This window comes from Janthinobacterium sp. HH106 (genome assembly GCF_001758725.1).
Lineage (GTDB): Bacteria > Pseudomonadota > Gammaproteobacteria > Burkholderiales > Burkholderiaceae_D > Janthinobacterium.
Genome location: NZ_LRIC01000011.1, coordinates 24449 through 43671, shown reverse-complemented (window position 1 = coordinate 43671; position 19223 = coordinate 24449). Strand labels below are relative to the sequence as shown.

Sequence of the window (19223 nt, the reverse complement as noted above, 5' to 3'; positions counted from 1 at the left end):
CATCCCATGAGCGACGACAAGAATATGAACAAGGAAAACACCAGCGGCTGCCCCATGCATGCCGGCGGTCAGGAGGCGCAGTGGCATGGCGCGCAGATGGATTTCAGCGAATCGATGAGCTACGGTAACTATCTGGCGCTGGACCGCATCCTGACGGCCCAGCATCCGCTGTCGCCGAACCACAACGAAATGCTGTTCATCGTGCAGCACCAGACCAGCGAATTGTGGATGAAACTGATGCTGCACGAAATGCACGCCGTGCGCGCCAACCTGCAAAGCGGCGACCTGGCGCCCGCGTTTAAAATGCTGGCCCGCGTGGCGCGCATCATGGACCAGCTGGTCCATGCCTGGGACGTGCTGGCCACCATGACGCCGCCCGAATACACGGCGATCCGGCCCTACCTGGGCGCCTCGTCCGGCTTCCAGTCCTTCCAGTACCGCGAAATCGAATTCATTTTGGGGAACAAGAACGCCGCCCTGCTCAACGTGCACACGACGGCGCCCGATACCTACACGGTGCTCGACGCCGCCCTGCGCACGCCGTCCGTCTACGACGAAGCCATCAAGCTGCTGGCGCGCAGCGGCTTGCATATCGCTCCCGAGCGCCTGGACGCCGACTGGACCCTTCCCACCGCCTCCGACGCCTCGGTCAAGGCGGCGTGGCTGGAAGTCTACCGCGACCCGTCGAAACACTGGGCCCTGTACGAACTGGCCGAAAAGCTGGTCGACCTGGAAACGGCCTTCCGCTTCTGGCGCTTCCGCCACGTGACGACGGTCGAGCGCATCATCGGCTTCAAGACGGGCACGGGCGGCACGGCGGGCGTGAGCTATTTGCGCAAGATGCTCGACGTGGTATTGTTCCCGGAACTATTCGCCCTGCGCACTGAGTTATAACTTAAGGAGCCTCGATGTCGCCTCTCGTCCTGACCCTGGCCGGCCTGTGGAATTCCGGGCCGCAGCACTGGCAAACCCATTGGGAAGCGCGCCACCCGCAATGGTCGCGCGTGCCGCACCGGGAATGGCAGACGCCGGACAAGGACGAATGGGTGGCGGAGCTCGACCGCGCCATCGCCGCCTGCGAGCGGGCGCCCGTGCTGGCCGCGCACAGCCTGGCCTGCACGCTGGTGGCCCATTGGGCGGCCAGCGGCTCGCCGCACAGGATCGCCGGCGCCTTCCTGGTCGCCCCCAGCGATGTGGAAGCGCCGTCCTACCCGTCCGGCACCACGGGTTTCTCTCCCATGCCGCTGCAAGCCTTGCCGTTTCCCAGCCTGGTAGTGGCCAGCGGCGATGATCCCTACGTCAGCTTCGCGCGGGCACGCGCGTTTGCCGCCGCCTGGGGCAGCGACTTCACCATGATCGGCGACGCCGGCCATATCAATGGCGACGCCGGCTACGGCCCCTGGCCGGACGGCGAACAGCTGCTGCTGGACTTCTGCGCCGCGCACCAGCCCTGAACCGGGGCACGCACGCGCGCACGATAGACGCGCCCGCATTTGCCCACAAGTAAGAACGCAGGCAGAATCGTGGCCTTTCCATTGCGGCGCCCCGGCGCCAGCCTCACGATGAAACGTCTGCTCTTGCCAGTTCTCCTGCCCTTGCTGCTTTGCTCCGCCCTCGCCCACGGCGCGCCCTTCTACGAAGGCAAGACCCTCGCCCATCCCGCCATCACGGCATCGCAGGACAGCGGCCTCGACATCGCTTTTCTCAAGGAAAAAGAGGGCGTCAACGGCTATTACTGCGAGTGCACGAACAGCGCTTCGAAAACCTTCCTGCTCGACCAGTTCGGCAACGCCGTCATCCGCTCCGTCTTCTATGCATCGCTGGACAAGGAATCGGACACCAGCGTGCAAACCATGCTGGTGCTGTTCCGCCAGGACGGCAAGAACGGCCTGCGCGCCTACCGCTACCACCGCAGCTCCGGCAAGTACCGGCGCCTCGACGGCTTGCAGCCGGCCCTGAACCGCATCGTGGCGCAAAGCGCCGCTCCCAACGCGGGCCAGGTCAAGGCAGCGCTGGCCAAGCTGGCGCCGATGGACTACAGCGTCGCGCGCGGCAAGAGCGGCAATGCGGACTTCGACGCCATCGACCATACGCAAGGCACCATCGTCGGCTACTACAGCGATGACGGCAAGCCCGTGGCGCCCGGCGGCAAGGATGCCATCACCTACAAGAAAACCTTCCTGAAAAAAGGCGAGCGTTTTCTCACGGCCAGCTACACGCTGTACAGCGACGCGGGCGCCGGCATCCTGCCCAATTACCGCCTCTGGCAAGTGACGTGGGAGACGGCGCCGCAGCAGTTCACGGGCAGCGAAGACGGTCCGTCCGTCATCTACAGCCTGGCCTGGGACGACGGCTCGGTGGTGGAGCGGGGCCAGTACGCGAAGGGCAAGCGCCAGGGACTGTGGGTGCGCGAAGGCATGCACGAAGGCAGCGAAAAAGGCCATTTCGTCAACGGGCTGCAGGAAGGCATGTGGTACTTCACTTATCCCAAACAGAGCGAGAGCGGCATGTACCGGGCCGGCAAGCGCGAAGGCCGCTGGACGGTCGTCAACTATGCCGATGAAGAGGAAGTGACGGGCTTCGATACCTACGCGGACGGCCAGCTGAACGGCCCGCACGAACGCCGCATGGGCGGCAAAGTGCGCACGCGCGGCAACTACGTCAACGGCGCGCGCCACGGCGCGTGGATCACGGAAGACGGCGACGGCAGCTTTATCGACGGCTTGCGCGACGGGCCGTGGAAGCTCAAGCTCAAGGACGGTGTCACGCAAAGCGTCACTTTCGTGAAAGGCAAAAAACAGGGCGAAGCCATCGACACGGATGCGCAAGGCGCGCTGCGCGTGCGCGACCATTACCAGGCCGGCGTGCTCGATGGCAGCCGCACGCGCTACCTGGGTCCGGCCGGCAAGGAATACGTGGTCTACACGGCCACCTACCGCAACGGCCAGCTGGACGGGCGCGAACAGGCGTTCGACGACAGCGGCAAGATCCTGCGCCTCGATACGCTGTGGGACAACGGCAAGAAGCAGGGCCTCGATGCGCGCTACTACCCGAACGGCAAGCCGGAACGCCTGGCCGTCATCGACCAGGGACGCCTGCTCACGCACCTGCGCGAATACTATGAAGACGGCCAGCTGCTCAACGACATCCACCGCTGCACCTTCAAGGAGTACGGCAGCACGCGCGACGACGTGTGCGAGTACCACCACATGTACTACCCGGACGGCAAGCCGCAGTACTACTATGCCTTCCAGTACGGCCAGCGCCAGGAAGGCTATTCGAACTACCCGAACGGCAAGCGCAAGGATGAACTGCTGGTCGACCGCGCCGCCGACACCTCCGTCGTCAACGCATACTATGAAAGCGGCCAGCTCAAATGCACGGAGCCGCGCAGCGGCCACAGCACGCGCACGGTCAACGGCCAGACCATGATCAGCTACGCTTCTGCCGACCGCGATGGCGACAATATCTGCTACCACCCGAACGGCAAGGTGGCCAGCATCTACACCTTCCGCAAGCGCGTGCTCGTCGAGTGCGGCAAGCGCTACGACGACACGGGCAAGCAGACGTTCCCGGGACCGGAAGGCTGCCCTCCTCCCAGGAAAGTCGACTACCCGATAGGACTGTGACGATGACGCAAGCAAGACAGCCGCAGCGCATCCAGAATCCCGAGCGCATCGATGCCGGGGCGATCCGCGCCGCTATCGCGGGCGGCCAAGAGGTGCTGGTGCAGTTCAATACCCTGGCCGAGCCAGCGCCGCTGCTGGCCGACCTCGACGCCCTGGCCGCCACTTGCGGCACGGCGCTGACCATCCGCATCTACGGCTACGACCCGAGGGTGTTCGATGCCCGCATCCTGCGCGCGCTGCCGCATGTGGCCAGCCTGTCCATCGATTGCCACCGGCAAGCCATCCATCTGGAAGCGCTGGGCGAACTGCGGCACCTGAAGCGTCTGAGCCTGGGCGTGTACGAGCTGGCGCAAGGCGACATCCTGCAACTGGACAATTTGCGCGCCCTCGAATACCTGAACCTGGGCGAATCGGCCAGGAACAATATCGACCTGGCGCCCCTGCGCCAGTATGCGCACCTGGCCAGCCTCGTCATCGAAGGCCACAGCCAGCATATCGAGACCCTGGCCAGCCTGCCGGCGCTGCATGACCTGTCGCTGTACCGCATCAAGAACACCGTGCCGCTGGATTTCATCTCGGAGATGAGCCGCCTGGACAGGCTGCTGCTGCAACTGGGCGGCCGCGAATCGCTCGCACACATCGAGGCGCCGCTGTTGAGGAAACTGGAAGTGATACGCGTGCGCGGTCTGGAAACGCTGGGCGATATCGGCCGTTTCCCGCTGCTGCAGGCGCTATGGGTGGAAGACCAGATCAAGCTGCGGCAGATCGCGCTGGGGCCCAATCCCTTGCTCGAACGCCTGAACCTGCACACCTGCAAGACGCTCGACAGCCTGCCCGGCCTCGCCGCCTTGCCCGCCCTGCGCCAGTTGTCGGCATCCGGGACCATGCTCGACATCGACGCATTGCTGGCGCATGGCTTGCCCGCGTCCCTGACGCATGCGCGCCTGCGCACCGGCAGGAAAACACGCGACGACGCCATCGCCGCGCGGTTGGCGGAGCTAGGCTACACCTCAGCACCCTAAAAGCGGCGCTGAAATCAGCGGCTGGCCGCCAGCCTGCGCTGCCACAGCGCCACGTCGATCATCACGCCGTCCGCGCCCGTATTGCGGATGTAGACGCGGTAGCTGCCCTGCCCCATGTCGCCATCGAGGTAGGCCGTGCGCTCGTTGCGCTGCAGCCTGGCGCCCTTGGCCAGCTGGCGGTAGCGCTCGACCACCGTGTCGAAACTGGCATAGCTGCGCAGCGCCACTTCCAGGTCGCGCGGCGGGCGGCCTTCCGCATGGTCCAGCACATTGTTCTGTTTCTTGCCCTTGAGCGTGAGCGGATAGGCAAACACGCCGGCGCCGGCCGACGTCAGCACCGTGGATTTATCGAGCAGCAGCGGCAGCAGCGCCGGCGGATACGCGGGCGGCAGCTGGGCGCGGTTCCAGCCCGGCAGGGCCGGCTGCGCCAGCACGTATTCGACGCTGGCGATCTTCTGCCCATCGGCGCCCGCTTCCTTGTCGCCCGCGATCAGCGCCAGCATGGGCGGCAATTGCCGGGCCCAGGCCAGCAGGGGTGCAGCATCCCCGACCAGCATGCCCTTGCGGTGGAATACCGTCAGCACGGCATTCGGATCGGGATTGCAGACTTTCGCCAGCGGCTGCCCCTCCAGGCGGCAATGTCCGTTCACCAGGCCAAAGGCGATGATGACGCCGCGCTTGTCAAGCAGCATGGCGCCCCGTTCGCGGCCCTGCTTGCGGTCGTTCATCGACGCCAGCAACTGGCGGCCATCGGCCAGCACGGCGCGCGTGGCGTCGCGCTTTTCGCTGATCGCTTCGAGCGCCTGCGCCAGCAGCAATTCATCGTTTTCCGTGTAGCTGCCGCGCGCGTAACCGAAGAAATCGAACAGGGCCGCGCGCACTTGCGAGTCTTCGCTCAGGCGCGGCAAGGGACCGCCGGCCAGCAGGGACGACAGGCTTTTCCCGGCCGGTGCCAAGGGCGCCGCCGTGGCGCGGGCAGGCTGGGAAAGGAGGCAGGCCGCCGCCAGCAAGGCGCCGCCCAGGGTGCGGTAATTCGAAAAGATGATATGCATGATTCTGTCTGTCGGGGGATTTTGCCGCTACCAGTGGCCACTGGCCACACATGGCGCGCCGGCGATTCTAGCATGGCGCCAGTCCCCATGCCGTGCGGCAGGCGGACGGCAGGTGCGCCGGTGCGGCTGTTATGATGGCAGCAATGACGACAACTATCCACGCCTCGACACTGCTTGTCCTCCTGCCCGGCATGGATGGCACGGCCCGGCTCTTCCACCGTTTTGACGCCGCCTTGCGCGCGCAGAGCTCCATCGACACCCAGGCCATTGCCTACCCGGCCGCGCCGCTCGATTACGCGGCGCTGGAAGCGTTCGTGCGCGCGCGCTTGCCGCGGGACCGCCCTTTCATCGTGCTGGCAGAATCGTTTTCGGGACCGCTGGGGTCAGCTTTGCGCGCCGATCCGCCGCCCGGCATGCGCGCCCTGATCCTGTGCTGTTCGTTCGTGCGCAATCCGCGCCCGATGCTCGCGCCGCTGCGCCACCTGCTCGGCCTGGTGCCCTTTGGCACCCTGCCCGGCTTCGCCCTGCGCCAGGCGCTACTGGCGCCGTATGCGACGCCGGCCCTGCAGGTGGAACTGGCCACGGCGCTGGCGCAAGTGCCGCCCAGCGTGCTGCGCCAGCGCCTGCGCGCCGTGCTGGAAACCGACGCCTCGCGCAGCTTCGCGCGCGGCAGCCTGCCCGTGCTGTATCTGCGCGCCCGCCATGACCGCCTGGTGCCGCCGGCGAACGCCGTGCAGATACTGCGGCAGGCAGCGGGCGCGCAGCTGGTCGACATCGCCGCGCCGCACATGCTGCTGCAGGCGGCGCCGGAAGCGGCCGCCGACGCCGTCGCCGCATTTATTACAAGCCTGTCAGCCGCGCAGGCGCTCAACTAAACGCGCGCTGGCCAGCACGGCCAGCCAGCTCAAGCCGCCCGCCAGCACGCTGAAGTAGATGGCCCGCAGCGGATGCTGCGGCAGCAGATACGCGAGCACGGCCGCGCCCAGCAAGCCGCACAGCGCAGGCTTCCACCTGCCGGGCGGCAGCAGCGCCAGCAGCAGATTCGTGCCCGCATACACATAAAACACGAGCAGCAGGGCCAGGCCGCCGGCCACGCCGCGCGAGCCGAGGCTGCCGAACAGCTGCGTGTACAGGTAAAACCCCAGCCAGCTCAACACAATAAACAGCAGGCAGCCCAGCGCGTGCGCGCCCAGGCCGGCCATCAGGCGGATTTTCACGGTTGCTTGAGTACAGGAATGAAGCGGTGGCCGCAAGCATGGCACATGAAGGTACGCGCATATTTATCCTGCAAGGCGGCGGCCTCCTTGTCCCAATTGGCGACGAAGGACGTTTGCGACAAGGCGACGGAGACGACACCCCCTGCCACGAAGATCCAGAACAGGCCATTTGCGCCAGCCTGATAAAAGATGACGGCGGCGATGACAAAAATGATCACGCCCAACACGATCAGCCCCACTTTCTGGTGGGTCTGCATCGTCGGCCCGGCGGCCTGGCGCGACAACAAGGTCTGGCTGCGCGTATGCGCATGACCGTGGATGAAATCACCATCGACCCTGCCCGAGATATGGGTAGAGGTGCCGGAAATGCCGGAGGCATGCACCATGGAGAGACGTTGAATATTGGAACTGTCACATGCCGGGCAATGCGCCATTGCTATTTCCATAAAATAAAATAATCGCGCACTGTAGCATAAAAAAAGCCGGCCCTTTCATGACGAAAGGACCGGCTTCGTTGCATCAGTCGCCGCTGCGGCTGTCGGATTACGCTTGGCCTCGGCGGCCCAGCTACTCCGACCTACGCAGCGGTGGCGATTACTTCGCCGAATTGAGCAGCAATTCGTTGAGGCGCTTGACGAAACTGGCCGGGTCGGCCAGCGAACCGCCTTCGGCCAGCATGGCCTGGTCGAACAGGATGTTGGCCCAGTCGCCGAACTTGCCGCCTTCCGCGTCCTCGTATTTCAGACGCGTCACCAGCGGGTGGTTCGGGTTGATTTCCAAAATCGGCTTCGATTCCGGCGCGCTCTGGCCAGCCGCCTTCAGCATGCGCAGCAGGTTGCCCGACAATTCATTTTCATCGGCCACCAGGCAGGCTGGCGAATCGGTCAGACGGAACGTCACGCGCACGTCCTTGGCCTTGTCGGCCAGCACGGTCTTCATCTTGCCCACCAGGTCGGCGTATGAAGTTTCCGTTTCTTCGTGCTCTTTCTTTTCCGCCTCGTCTTCCAGCGCGCCCAGGTCCAGGCCGCCCTTGGCGACGGAGACCAGTTCCTTGCCTTCGAAATCCTGCAGGAAGGACAGCATCCATTCATCGACGCGGTCCGTCAGCAGCAGCACTTCGACGCCCTTCTTGCGGAAGATTTCCAGGTGCGGGCTGTTCTTGGCGGCGGCGTAGTTGTCGGCCGTGACGTAATAGATCTTGTCCTGGCCTTCCTTCATGCGCGCCACGTAGTCGGCGAACGAAGTGATTTGCTCGTCGCTGTCGTTGGCCGTCGAGGCAAAGCGCAGCAGCTTGGCCAGGCGCTCCTTGTTGGCCGCGTCCTCGCCGATGCCCTCTTTCAGCACCTGGCCGAATTCCTTCCAGAAGACGGCGTACTTGTCCTTCTTCTCTTGCTCGTCCGCGTTCGCCAGTTCTTCCAGCATGCCCAGCACGCGTTTGGTCGAGCCTTCGCGGATCACCTTGACGTCGCGCGATTCCTGCAGGATTTCGCGCGACACGTTCAGCGGCAGGTCGGCCGAGTCGATCACCCCGCGCACGAAGCGCAGGTAGGTCGGCATCAGCTGCTCGGCATCGTCCATGATGAAGACGCGCTTGACGTACAGCTTGATGCCGCCGCGCTTGTTGCGGTCCCACATGTCGAACGGCGCCTTGGCCGGGATGTACAGCAGCTGCGTGTATTCGCTGCGGCCTTCCACGCGGTTATGCGTGTGCGTCAGCGGCGACTGGAAGTCGTGCGACACGTGCTTGTAGAATTCGTCGTACTGTTCCGGCGTGATGTCGGCCTTGTTGCGGGCCCACAGGGCGCTGGCCTGGTTGACGGTTTCGAATTCGTCTTTCAGGACGGTTTCTTTTTTCTCGTCGTCCCACTCTTCCTTCTGCATCACGATCGGCAGCGAGATATGGTCCGAGTATTTGCGGATGATGGACTTGATCTTCCAGCTCGACAGCAATTCATCTTCGCCTTCGCGCAGGTGCAGGATGATGTCGGTGCCGCGCGACGGCTTGTCGATCGATTCGATGCTGTAATCGCCTTCGCCCGCCGACTCCCAGCGCACGCCTTCGGAAGCGTCCACGCCGGCGCGGCGCGTTTCGACGGTGATCTTGTCGGCGACGATGAAGCCGGAATAGAAGCCCACGCCGAACTGGCCGATCAGGGCCGCGTCCTGCTGCTGGTCGCCCGACAGCTTGCCAAAGAATTCCTTGGTGCCCGACTTGGCGATGGTGCCCAGGTGCGAGATCGCCTCGTCGCGGGTCATGCCGATGCCGTTGTCGGAAATGGTGATGGTGCGCGCATCCTTGTCGAAGCTGACCTTGATCTTCAATTCGTGATCGTTGCCGTACAGGGCGTCGTTATCGATCGCTTCGAAGCGCAATTTGTCGGCCGCGTCGGACGCGTTCGAGATCAATTCGCGCAGGAAGATTTCCTTGTTCGAGTACAGGGAATGGATCATCAGGTGCAGCATTTGCTTCACTTCGGTCTGAAAACCCAGGGTTTGCTTTTCGGAGACAGCCATTTTTACCTCATAGTCTTGTGGATGGGACGGATTCTACGGAGTTGGGGATGGTACAAGCGATTTCAAGAGCCCCCGGCAAATGTGCAGTTTTAGCCCAGTGCGCGCGCGAAAAAATCCCAGACGCGCTCGTCCTGCACCGTGGCCAGGTTCAGGCGCATGCGGGTCGACGGCAGCTGGCGCGGCGAAAACAGGCTGCCCGGCCCCAGCACCAGGCCTTCGGCCAGCGCCTTTTCGGCCAGCACATTCGTGTCGCAGCCCGCATCGGCCCAGATGAACATGCCGGCCGGCGCGGGATCGAAACGCAGGCCGGCCCGCTCGGCGCGGCGGTACGTGCCCTCGCGCACCTTGTCGAGCCGCGCGCGCAGGCGCTCGGCATGCTTGCGGTACAGACCTTGCGAGAGGATTTTATACACCACGCGCTCGCCGATGTCGCTGGTGGTCAGGGTGGCGAGCATCTTGCGGTCGGCCAGGCGCTGCGCCCATTCCGGCGAGGTGGCGATGAAGCCCACGCGCAGGTTGGCCGACAGGCTCTTGGAAAAGCCGCCCAGGTAAATCACGCGGCGCAGCTGGTCCAGCGCGGCCAGGCGGGTGGCCGGCTGCACCTCGCCGCCGGGATGCATGTCGCAATAGATATCGTCTTCGACGACGAGGAAATCGTGCTGTTCGGCCAGGCGCAGCACCTGAAACGCCTTGGCCGCCGACAGCGACGTCGAGCTGGGGTTGTGCAGCACCGAATTGATCACGTACAGCTTGGGACGGTGCAGGGCTGCCAGCTCGGCCAGCACGGCGATATCGGGGCCGTCACCCAGGCGCGGGATGCCGATGACCTGCATGCCCATGGCGGCAAAGGCGCCAAACATCAGCCAATACGCGGGATCGTCGACGAAAATGGTGTCGCCGGGACGGGCAAACTCGCGCGCCACCAGGTCCAGCGCCTGCATCACGCCCACCGTGGTGACGATCTGCTCGGGCGGACAGGCGATTTCCAGGCCCGCCAGTTTCAGCTGCAACTGCTGGCGCAGCGGCAAAAAACCCTGCGGCGATCCGTAACCGAGCAGCAGGCTGCCCGGCTGGCGGCTGACGTCGCGCAGGGCGCGCGCCACCAGGTCGCCATCGAGCCACTCGGCGGGCAGCATGCCGGTGCCGGGCGCGGGGATGACCGGCGTCTGGCGGAACATGTTACGGATCAGCCAAACGACATCCATCGGCTGCGCCGCCGCGTCCTGCGCGCCGGGGGGCGGCGCCGGCGTGTTCAGCGGCGAGCGCTCGCGCACGAAAAAGCCGGCGCCGCGCCGCGATTCCAGGTAGCCGCGCGCCACCAGCTTGTCGTAGCTGGCCACCACCGTGGCGCACGACACATCCAGGCTGGCGGCGCACTGGCGGATCGAAGGCATGCGCGCGCCGCCGCGCAGCAGCTTGTCGTCGATGCGCGCCGCCAGCGAGCGCGCGATCTGGTCGATCAGGGTTTCGCCCGAGGCGCGCGACAGCAAAGGAAGTGTATTGCTCATATGGCCATGACAGTATGTGAAATTATGCGTGAAAGTGTATTTGTACTGTATTGCTATTGCGCCCTAGGATAGCAGTACGGCAGAAATTAATCCACGCCTGCCGCGCACCCCGCACACCTATCAGCCAGTATCAGGAAAAACATGCCATCGACTACCAGTACCGCCCCCGTCAGCCATCCTCCCCGCCTCGGCGCCGACCGCAAAGGCCTGCTGCTGGGCCTCATCGCCGTCGCCCTCTTCAGCCTGACCCTGCCTTTTACGCGCATGGCCGTCGCCGAACTCGATCCCACCTTTGTCGCCCTGGGGCGCGCCCTGGTGGCCGCCGGCCTGGCCGGCCTGTGGCTGTGGCACCAGCGCGCGCCGTTGCCGCGCCGCGAACAATGGCTGCCGCTGGCGCTCGTGTCGCTGGGCTGTGTGCTGGGCTTTCCCTGGCTGACGTCGATCGCCATGCGCAGCCTGCCCGCCTCGCACGGCGCCGTGCTGGTGGGCATCCTGCCGCTGGCCACTGCCGTATTTGCCGTGCTGCGCGGCAAGGAGCGCCCTTCCGCAGGGTTCTGGCTGATGGCCCTGCTCGGCACGCTATTGGTGGTGGCGTTCGCGTTGCGCCAGGGCGGCGGCAGCTTCCACCTGGCTGACTGGCTGATCTTTGCCGCCGTGCTGCTGGCCGCACTCGGCTATGCCGAAGGCGGGCGCCTGGCGCAAACGATGCCGGGCCAGCATGTGATTTCCTGGGCGCTGCTGCTGGCCGTGCCTTTTGTCTTGCCCGTGACGCTGTGGAACGCCTGGCCGCAACGCGCGCTGATGGCGCAGGCCAGCAGCGTGGCCTGGCTGGGTTTTGCCTATATTTCCGTGTTTTCCATGTTTATCGGCTTCTTTTTCTGGTACCGTGGCATGGCGCTGGGCGGCGTGGCACGCGTGGGACAGACGCAGCTGCTGCAGCCTTTCCTTTCCCTGGTGGGCGCGGCCGTGCTGCTGAATGAGCCATTGACGGGCGAAAGCCTGCTGTTTGCCGGCGCCGTGATCGCCGTCGTGGGCATCGGACGCAAGCTGAAGTAAGCTTCCCTGACGCCCATTTGCAACGCCGTTGCGCGTGCGCATGGGCACGGCGGCGTGCAAGCCGTACAATACCGCAGCACCATGGCGACGCCTATCCGGCGCCGCTTGCGCACGCACCGCCACAAGCGGGCCAACAAATCCAGCCGGCGCAGCTCGGCATCTTCTGTGAGACTCGTATGAAAATTGAAAATCCGAATCCGATCCAATGGCGCTTTGCCGAACGCGCGGAACAGCTGCAAAGCTCGTTCATCCGCGAAATCCTGAAGATCACGCAGCGTCCCGAGATCATCTCGTTTGCCGGCGGCCTGCCCTCGCCCGCCACCTTCCCCGTGGAAGAAATGAAGACCGCCTTCGACAAGGTCCTGTCGAACAATGGCAAGGTGGCCCTGCAATACGGTCCCACCGACGGCTACCTGCCGCTGCGCCAGTGGATCGCCGACTCGCTCTCCGGCAATGGCAGCACCATCCTGCCCGAACAGGTGCTGATGACGTCCGGCTCGCAGCAGGCGCTGGACTTGCTGGGCAAGGTGCTGATCGACGAAGGCAGCCGCGTGCTGGTGGAAACCCCCAGCTACCTGGGCGCCCTGCAGGCGTTTTCCGTCTACCGTCCCGAATTCGTGTCCGTCGATACCGATGACGAAGGCCTGGTGCCGTCGTCGATCGATCCCGTCGCCGATGGCGCGCGCCTGTTGTACGCGCTGCCGAACTTCCAGAACCCGACGGGCCGCAGCCTGTCCGTGGCGCGCCGCGTGGAACTGGTGGAAACCTGCGCCCGCCACGGCCTGCCGCTGATCGAGGATGATCCGTACGGCGCCCTGAGCTACAGCGGCGAGCCGTATCCGAAGATGATCAACATGAATCCGGACGGCGTCATCTACATGGGCTCGTTCTCGAAAGTGCTCACGCCCGGCATCCGCCTCGGCTACGTGGTGGCGCCGATGCCGCTGGTACGCCGCCTGGAACTGGCCAAGCAGGCGGCCGACCTGCACACCTCGCAGCTGACGCAGATGGTCGTGCATGAAGTGATCAAGGATGGCTTCCTGGAGCGGCATATCCCCAGCATCCGCAGCCTGTACGGCAACCAGTGCCAGGCCATGCTGTCGGCGCTGGAAGAGCACTTCCCGGCCGGCGTCACCTGGACGAAGCCGGAAGGCGGCATGTTCATCTGGGTCACCCTGCCGAAACACATCGATGCGATGAAACTGCTCGATGAAGCCATCGCCAACAAGGTCGCCTTCGTGCCGGGCGCGCCGTTCTACGCCAACACGCCGGACACGCACACCTTGCGCCTGTCGTTCGTGACGGTGCCGCCGGAACGCATCCGCGAAGGCATCGCCATCCTGGGCAAACTGATCGCCGCAAAAATGTAATCGCACTCTCCACGCCCCGCAACTGCGGGGCGTGCCCCCCGCTGCCCCGGCGCCACCGGGCACGCATCTTTGCCGTTTAAAAACAGCTTTCACGATAGCAACTGCGTTTATTTATTTTTAAAGATATCATAAAAATAATATTTTCACGCCTCGCGCAGCATCGATTTTTTCACCCAAAAAATTGGCGAGGCGGTATGATTTGACCGCTGCATCAGATTTGAGCCCGGTCAGCATCACCGAAAATGCAGCAAACGCTGGCAGCGCAGAGTACATCGAGAAGGCCGGAAGCAATGAGTCCAGGCAGTGTGGAGTATTCCCAGCGGCATGAAGCCGCCATTTTGATTGTCGACGATGCGCCGGCCAACCTTGAGCTGCTGCGCAAGCTGATGAGCGAACAGGGTTATCAAACCTATGTTGCCACGTCCGGCGAGCGGGCGCTGGCGATCGCCCAACGCGCCCAGCCCGACCTGATCCTGCTCGACGTGATGATGCCGGACATGGACGGCATCGAGACGTGCCGCCGCCTCAAGCAGCATCCGCTGACGCAGCGCATCCCCGTCATCTTCATGAGCGCCAGGACGGAAACGGAAGACGTGGTGGCCGGCTTCGACTGCGGCGCCGTCGATTACATCAGCAAGCCGCTGCGCATGGCCGAAGTGCGCGCGCGCGTGCGCGCCCAGCTGCAAATCCGCAGCAACAATGAAACCCAGCAGGAACAGGCCGAGCGCCTGCGCACCATCGTCAACAACATGGCCGAGGGCTTGCTGATCATCGAGGCGAACGGGCGCATCCAGTACACCAACCCGGCCTGCGACCAATACCTGGGCTACCGCGAAAACGAACTGGCCGGGCGCTTCATCGGCGAGCTGCTCAGCCCCCTCGTGACGCAGGAATACCTCGACTACTTCGCCATGCACGCGGCCAATCCGGAAAAGGCGCACAACCACGGTACGCGCGAAGTGGCGATCCGCCACCGCAACGGCGCGGCGCTGAGCATGGACCTGACCCTGACGCCCATGTATCTGCGCCAGCCCCTGTATATCGGCCTGCTGCACGACATCACACACCACAAGCAGTCGGAAGACGCGCTGCAGCGCGCCGCCTATCTCGATCCGCTGACCCAAATAGCCAACCGCCGGCATTTCGACAGCTTCCTGGAAAAAGAGTGGCAGCGCGCCGTGCGCGGCGGCGGCGCCCTGTCGCTGGTGGTGCTCGACGTCGACCACTTCAAGCTGTACAACGACAGCCTGGGCCACCCGGCCGGTGACAGCTGCCTGCAGCAGGTGGCGCAAGCCATCGATGCGCATGCCAGCCGCTCCGGCGACCTGGCGGCGCGCTACGGCGGCGAGGAATTCGTCCTGCTGTTTGCCGATACGGACGCGGCCAGCGCCCTGCACCTGGCCGAGGCCATCCGCGCCAGCATCGAAGCACTGCGACTGCCGCACCCGCGCTCCACCACCTCGCCGTGGATCACCGTCAGCATCGGCGTGGCGACCATCCGCCCGCACCAGCTGGACGACCGCGAAGCGCTGTTCGTCGCCGCCGACCGCGCCCTGTACGTGGCCAAGGAAGCGGGCCGCAACCAGGTCCGCGCCACGCACTCGGGCAGCACGGCCTGGGAAACGGTCAAGGCGATCGTTTTACGTTGACGTTTGAAGTTGGAAGTTCAACGGAACATGCAACGGACCGGGAGTAGGCCCAAGTCACAAAAAAAGGCACTCCGGGCCAAGCGTCTCCGGCCCGCCGTTCTTAAAGTTAATCAGAACTTCCGCGACACGCTCAATTTCGCATTGCGTCCCACACCGGTGACCGCTTCGCTCAGGTAGGGCATGTAATTGCGGTTGAAGACATTATCGACCGTCAGCCGCACCTCCGTGCCGCGCCACACGCCCTGCCTGCCATTCCATGACGCGAACAGGGTATGCAGCGCATAGCCTTTCGACGGCGGCAGGCGGTACACGTTCCCCACCGGCAGGACGCGCTCCTGCTTCGCCACGAAGCGGCCCTGCCAGCCCATGCTGGCGCCAAGGTCGGGCATGCGCCAGCCCAGCCCCGCCATCAATTTATCGGGCGCGATGGTCGACACGGGTTCGTCCCGGCCCCACGGGTCGCGCTGGGAACCGGTGCGCGTGCCGCGCTGCTTCGACAGCGAGGCGCTGGCAAACAGGCGCGGCGAATTGTAGTAGGACTCCACTTCCACGCCCTGCGTATGGAAACCGGCCAGGTTGCGGTAGTCGGACAGCGCCGGCGGCACCTTGCCCGAACCCGGCTCGTAGCCTTCGACCAGCACGCCCAGGCGCGGGCCGATATTGTCGCTGACCTTGTTGCGGTAGACCGTCAGGCGCAACTGCGCGTCGTCGCGCTCCATGAACACGTTCTGGCGGTGCAGCATGGCGCCCGCGCGCACGGCCGTCACGCGCTCGACAGCCAGGTCGCGGCTGGTGCCCGGCGTCGATGAACCGAGCCTGGACGACACATAGTATTCGTTCGAATACATCTCGTCGATCGTGGGCGCGCGCCAGGTCCGGCTCAAGTCGCCGAACAAGGCCAGCGTGCCGGACGCCTTCCAGAACAGGCCCAGACGGGGCGACCAGTCTTCGTGCGCCTTTTCGCTGAAGTCGTGGCCGGCCGCCGCCAGCGGACTGTTGTAGCGCGGCGCCTTGTTCGGCACGCCCTCGGAGACGACCCGGTCGTGGCGAAGCGCCGCCGTCAGCGTCAGGTCGCCATACGTCATCGCATCCTGCAGATACAGGCCCGTGGTTTCCTGGCGCCCGGCCGGCATGTAGTAGGGCTGGAAGTAGCCGTAGTTGTAGCTGGGGTCCTTCAACGCCGTCGACGACGGGTAGTACATCAGGGTGTCGCGCACATTCTTGTGCCATTGCAGGCCCGTTTGCAGCACGTGCGACACGGCGCCCGTCGCAAACACGCTTTCGTTGCGCACTTCCGCGATGCGGTCCACGTACGAGGCCCAGCTCTCGTTGCCCAGGGAGCCCAGGTAGGAACCCGGAGAAGCCGATGGCAGGCGCTTGTCATGCTGGTCCGTGTGCGAATAGCCGGCGCTGGCCGTCAGCTTGATCCATGGATTATCTTGCGGCGCGTACTGCCACTTCACGGAATACGTATCGTCGTCCTGGTCGCGGTTGACGGCCTTGCGCTGCCACGCCTCTTCCAGTCCATATTTTTTGATTTCCGCCTCGGTCGGCGTGGGCACGTCCTCGCCCATGGCGGCGAACGGGCCCCAGCCCGAACTGCCGCTCTTCATCGCCGTCAGGGTCAGCAGCTGCTCCGGCGTCAGCCGGATATTCAGCTTGGCCAGGCTCGATGGCGCATCGATGGCGGAAAAGCGGAATGGCTTGCCGTCCGGCTTGCGCAAATCGTCGGACTTGCGCCGCGTGGTGAAGGCCATCGCGTCGAAGCGGCCGTCTTCGGTGCGGCCGTAGACGGCCACGGTGGCGTCGTTTTCTGCATTGTTCGAGTGGCGCGAGTACTTGAGCATGGCGCCCACGCTCTCGCCGCCTTCGAGCAAGTCCTGCGCATCCTTGGTCTCGACCGTGATGACGCCGCCGAAGCCGCCATTGCCATACAAGCTCGTATGCGCGCCCTTGTTCACTTCGATCTGCTTGATCAGTTCCGGCTCGATGAAGATGGAACCTTGGCGGTATTTTTCAAAACCCTTGGGCACGCCGTCGAGGATGACCTTCACGTCCTGCACTTTGTTGAAGCCCCAGATATTGAGGCTCTGGCCGCTGGGACGGGCCGTGCCGGCCAGGTCCACGCCGGGCAAGGTGTCGAGCAAGGACGCGACATTGTCGGCCTGCTGGCGTTCGATGTCGGCGCTGGTGATATACGAGCGTCCGGCCGTGCCGGCGCTGATGGCGTCGCCAAACACGCTGATGGCGGGCATCTGCACGGCGCCAGCCTTCTCGGCCTTGTCGGCCATCGCCGCCGCCCACGCATGGCCGTGCGCGCCGCCCAATGCCAGCGCCAGCGCGGCGGCCAGCGGGGTCAATCGTTGTTTGCTGCTCTTCATCGCTATCCTTGCCTGAGTTTGCTGCTTCATGCTTGTGGAATGAAAAACGCTGGGCAGAGGACAGGCGGTGCACGATCAAGCGGCGGCGTTGACGGAAGCGTTGCGGCGGAACCCTGCCCGCGCGGACACGCCGCCGGCGCATGGCCGGCGGCGCACTGCAGTCACCGGGATACGTTGCCTTGGTGAAATGCGGAACACATCATATACTGGATGAGAATGATTCGCAATAGCATTGAAGGCGTAGTTATTCCGGATAGCCGGTGATGTCGGCGATCTCGCGGTACAGCGGTTGCAGCCGCGCATACATCTTGCTGTACACGCGCCGGTACAGCTGCTCATAGATTTTGCGGTGCTCGGGATGGGGCTGGAAGACCTTGCCCTTGCGCGTCATCGCTTGCACGGCGGCGGGAAAGTTTGCATGCCAGCCCAGGCCCACGGCGGCGGCGACGGCCGCACCCAGGCCCGAGCTTTCATACACGTGGGCGCGCGCGGCCGGCAAGCCGAAGATGTCGGCCGTCAGCTGCATGGCCGCGTCGCTTTGCGAGCCGCCGCCCGCGATGCGCAGCTCCGTGATGGCGACGCCGCTGCGCCGCTCGATGCGCTCCTTGCCTTCGCGCAGCGCATACGCGAGGCCTTCGAGGATGGCGCGGTAGATGTGCGCGCGCGTGTGCACGTCGCCAAAGCCGATCATGGCGCCCTTCGCTTCCGGCCCCGGCACCTTGATGCCGGGACTCCAGTACGGCTGCAGCATGAGGCCCATGGAACCGGGCGGCACGGCCTCGACCAGGCGGTCGAACAGCGCTTCGGCGGACAAGCCCGTGCCATCCTCAGCGGCCGCCGCCCGTTCGCGGTCGCCGAACTGCTCCTTGAACCAGTTGACCATCCAGTAGCCGCGGAAAATCTGCACTTCCGTGCTGTAGGCGCCGGGGATGGCGGCCGGGTACGGCGGAATAAAACGCGTCACTTCCACGTATTTGCGGCTGGTCGTGTTGATGGTGGCCGTGGTGCCATAGCTCAGGCACGCCACGTGCGGTTCGACGCAGCCGGCGCCCAGCACTTCGCACGCCTTGTCGGCGGCCGCCGCCAGCAAGGGCGTGCCCTCCGGGATGCCCGTCGCCGCGGCGGCCGACGCCGTGATGGCGCCCATGCGCGTGCCCGGCGTCACCAGTTCCGGCAGCATCGAGCGTTGTATCGCCAGCGCCTGCCACTTCCAGTCGAAGCGCCCGGCCCAGGCATGGCGCTTGTAGTCGAACGGGATGTACGCCACCTGCGAGCCCGTCGAATCGATATATTTTCCGCACAGGCGGTGATTCAAAAAGCCCGACAGCAGCAGGAATTTGTGCGTGCGGCGCCAGATGTCGGGCTGGTGCGCCGCGATCCAGTTGATCTCGGCCTCGCGGCGGAAGTACGTGATCGTGCCGTCGAGGCGCGTGGCGCGGAAGGCGGCGCGCCACCACGGCGCCAGCGGGGGAATGTCGCGCGTGCTGCGCTGGTCCAGCCAGGTGATGGCGGGCCGCAGCGGTGCGCCGTGTTCGTCCACGTTGACCACCGTGCCGCGCTGCGTGGTGACGGCCACGCCGACGATCGACGATTTTTCAATGACGGTGCCGCGCCACAGCTGCTGGCACGCTTCGCACACGGCTTGCCAGTAGCCGTCGGCGTCGTGCTCGGCCCAGCCGGGATGGTCCGAGTAATACGCTTCGAGGAACACTTGCGCCTTGGCCGCCAGCGTCCCGTCCCGGTCGAACAGCAGCGCGCGCACGCTTTGCGTGCCATTGTCGATGGAGAGGATATACGGGCCATCGCCCGCTACGGTCGCCATGGC

At 64.8% G+C, this 19223-nt stretch carries 15 protein-coding genes; 8 read left to right on the top strand and 7 right to left on the bottom strand.

Annotated features, from left to right (window positions below; genetic code table 11):
* Positions 1–24 precede the first annotated feature (24 nt).
* The 4 genes from kynA to JAB8_RS05915 all read left to right on the top strand — a co-directional run bounded on the left by kynA (position 25) and on the right by JAB8_RS05915 (position 4651).
* Positions 25–894 carry a tryptophan 2,3-dioxygenase gene (kynA, locus tag JAB8_RS05930; RefSeq protein ID WP_070288878.1) on the top strand — a complete coding sequence of 290 codons (870 nt, stop codon included), beginning with the start codon at positions 25–27 and terminating at the stop codon, positions 892–894.
* Positions 895–908: 14 nt separating this feature from the next.
* Entirely contained in the window at positions 909–1454 is a 546-nt protein-coding gene (locus JAB8_RS05925) for an alpha/beta hydrolase (protein ID WP_070219811.1), read from the top strand.
* A gap of 69 nt (positions 1455–1523) precedes the next feature.
* On the top strand, positions 1524–3629 hold the full coding sequence (locus tag JAB8_RS05920; protein WP_139142959.1) for a hypothetical protein: 2106 nt from the start codon (positions 1524–1526) through the stop codon (positions 3627–3629).
* A gap of 2 nt (positions 3630–3631) precedes the next feature.
* Complete coding sequence (locus JAB8_RS05915) at positions 3632–4651, top strand: hypothetical protein (protein ID WP_070288861.1); 1020 nt, start codon at positions 3632–3634, stop codon at positions 4649–4651.
* Positions 4652–4665: 14 nt separating this feature from the next.
* Here JAB8_RS05915 and JAB8_RS05910 read toward each other — a convergent pair whose 3' ends face one another.
* Positions 4666–5703, bottom strand: coding sequence for a hypothetical protein (locus JAB8_RS05910; RefSeq protein WP_070288860.1), 1038 nt, complete (start codon positions 5701–5703; stop codon positions 4666–4668).
* Between the two features lie 143 nt (positions 5704–5846).
* Between JAB8_RS05910 and JAB8_RS05905 the strand changes: the two genes are divergently transcribed.
* A complete protein-coding gene (locus JAB8_RS05905; RefSeq protein ID WP_070288859.1) occupies positions 5847–6578 on the top strand; it encodes a hypothetical protein in 732 nt (243 codons plus the stop codon).
* Here the strand turns inward: JAB8_RS05905 and JAB8_RS05900 are convergent.
* The 4 genes from JAB8_RS05900 to JAB8_RS05885 all read right to left on the bottom strand — a co-directional run bounded on the left by JAB8_RS05900 (position 6555) and on the right by JAB8_RS05885 (position 10942).
* Positions 6555–6920, bottom strand: coding sequence for a hypothetical protein (locus JAB8_RS05900; RefSeq protein WP_070288858.1), 366 nt, complete (start codon positions 6918–6920; stop codon positions 6555–6557). The genes JAB8_RS05905 and JAB8_RS05900 overlap by 24 nt on opposite strands.
* On the bottom strand, positions 6917–7306 hold the full coding sequence (locus tag JAB8_RS05895) for a hypothetical protein (protein WP_070288857.1): 390 nt from the start codon (positions 7304–7306) through the stop codon (positions 6917–6919). The genes JAB8_RS05900 and JAB8_RS05895 overlap by 4 nt, the downstream gene beginning before the upstream one ends.
* Before the next feature lie 208 nt (positions 7307–7514).
* Complete coding sequence (htpG, locus tag JAB8_RS05890) at positions 7515–9434, bottom strand: molecular chaperone HtpG (RefSeq protein ID WP_070288856.1); 1920 nt, start codon at positions 9432–9434, stop codon at positions 7515–7517.
* An 89-nt stretch (positions 9435–9523) separates the two neighbouring features.
* Entirely contained in the window at positions 9524–10942 is a 1419-nt protein-coding gene (locus tag JAB8_RS05885) for a PLP-dependent aminotransferase family protein (protein ID WP_070288855.1), read from the bottom strand.
* Between the two features lie 141 nt (positions 10943–11083).
* Between JAB8_RS05885 and JAB8_RS05880 the strand changes: the two genes are divergently transcribed.
* The 3 genes from JAB8_RS05880 (at position 11084) to JAB8_RS05870 (ending at position 15017) form a co-directional block, all read left to right on the top strand.
* Positions 11084–11998: a DMT family transporter gene (locus JAB8_RS05880; RefSeq protein ID WP_070288854.1), complete on the top strand. Its 915-nt coding sequence runs from the start codon at positions 11084–11086 to the stop codon at positions 11996–11998.
* Positions 11999–12174: 176 nt separating this feature from the next.
* Complete coding sequence (locus JAB8_RS05875; RefSeq protein ID WP_070288853.1) at positions 12175–13368, top strand: PLP-dependent aminotransferase family protein; 1194 nt, start codon at positions 12175–12177, stop codon at positions 13366–13368.
* A 290-nt stretch (positions 13369–13658) separates the two neighbouring features.
* Entirely contained in the window at positions 13659–15017 is a 1359-nt protein-coding gene (locus JAB8_RS05870; RefSeq protein WP_070219827.1) for a diguanylate cyclase, read from the top strand.
* Positions 15018–15127: 110 nt separating this feature from the next.
* Here JAB8_RS05870 and JAB8_RS05865 read toward each other — a convergent pair whose 3' ends face one another.
* Positions 15128–17398, bottom strand: a complete 2271-nt coding sequence (locus tag JAB8_RS05865) for a TonB-dependent hemoglobin/transferrin/lactoferrin family receptor (RefSeq protein WP_070288852.1) — start codon at positions 17396–17398, stop codon at positions 15128–15130.
* A 244-nt stretch (positions 17399–17642) separates the two neighbouring features.
* Positions 17643–19220 carry an FGGY-family carbohydrate kinase gene (locus tag JAB8_RS05860; protein ID WP_070288851.1) on the bottom strand — a complete coding sequence of 526 codons (1578 nt, stop codon included), beginning with the start codon at positions 19218–19220 and terminating at the stop codon, positions 17643–17645.
* Positions 19221–19223 lie beyond the last annotated feature (3 nt).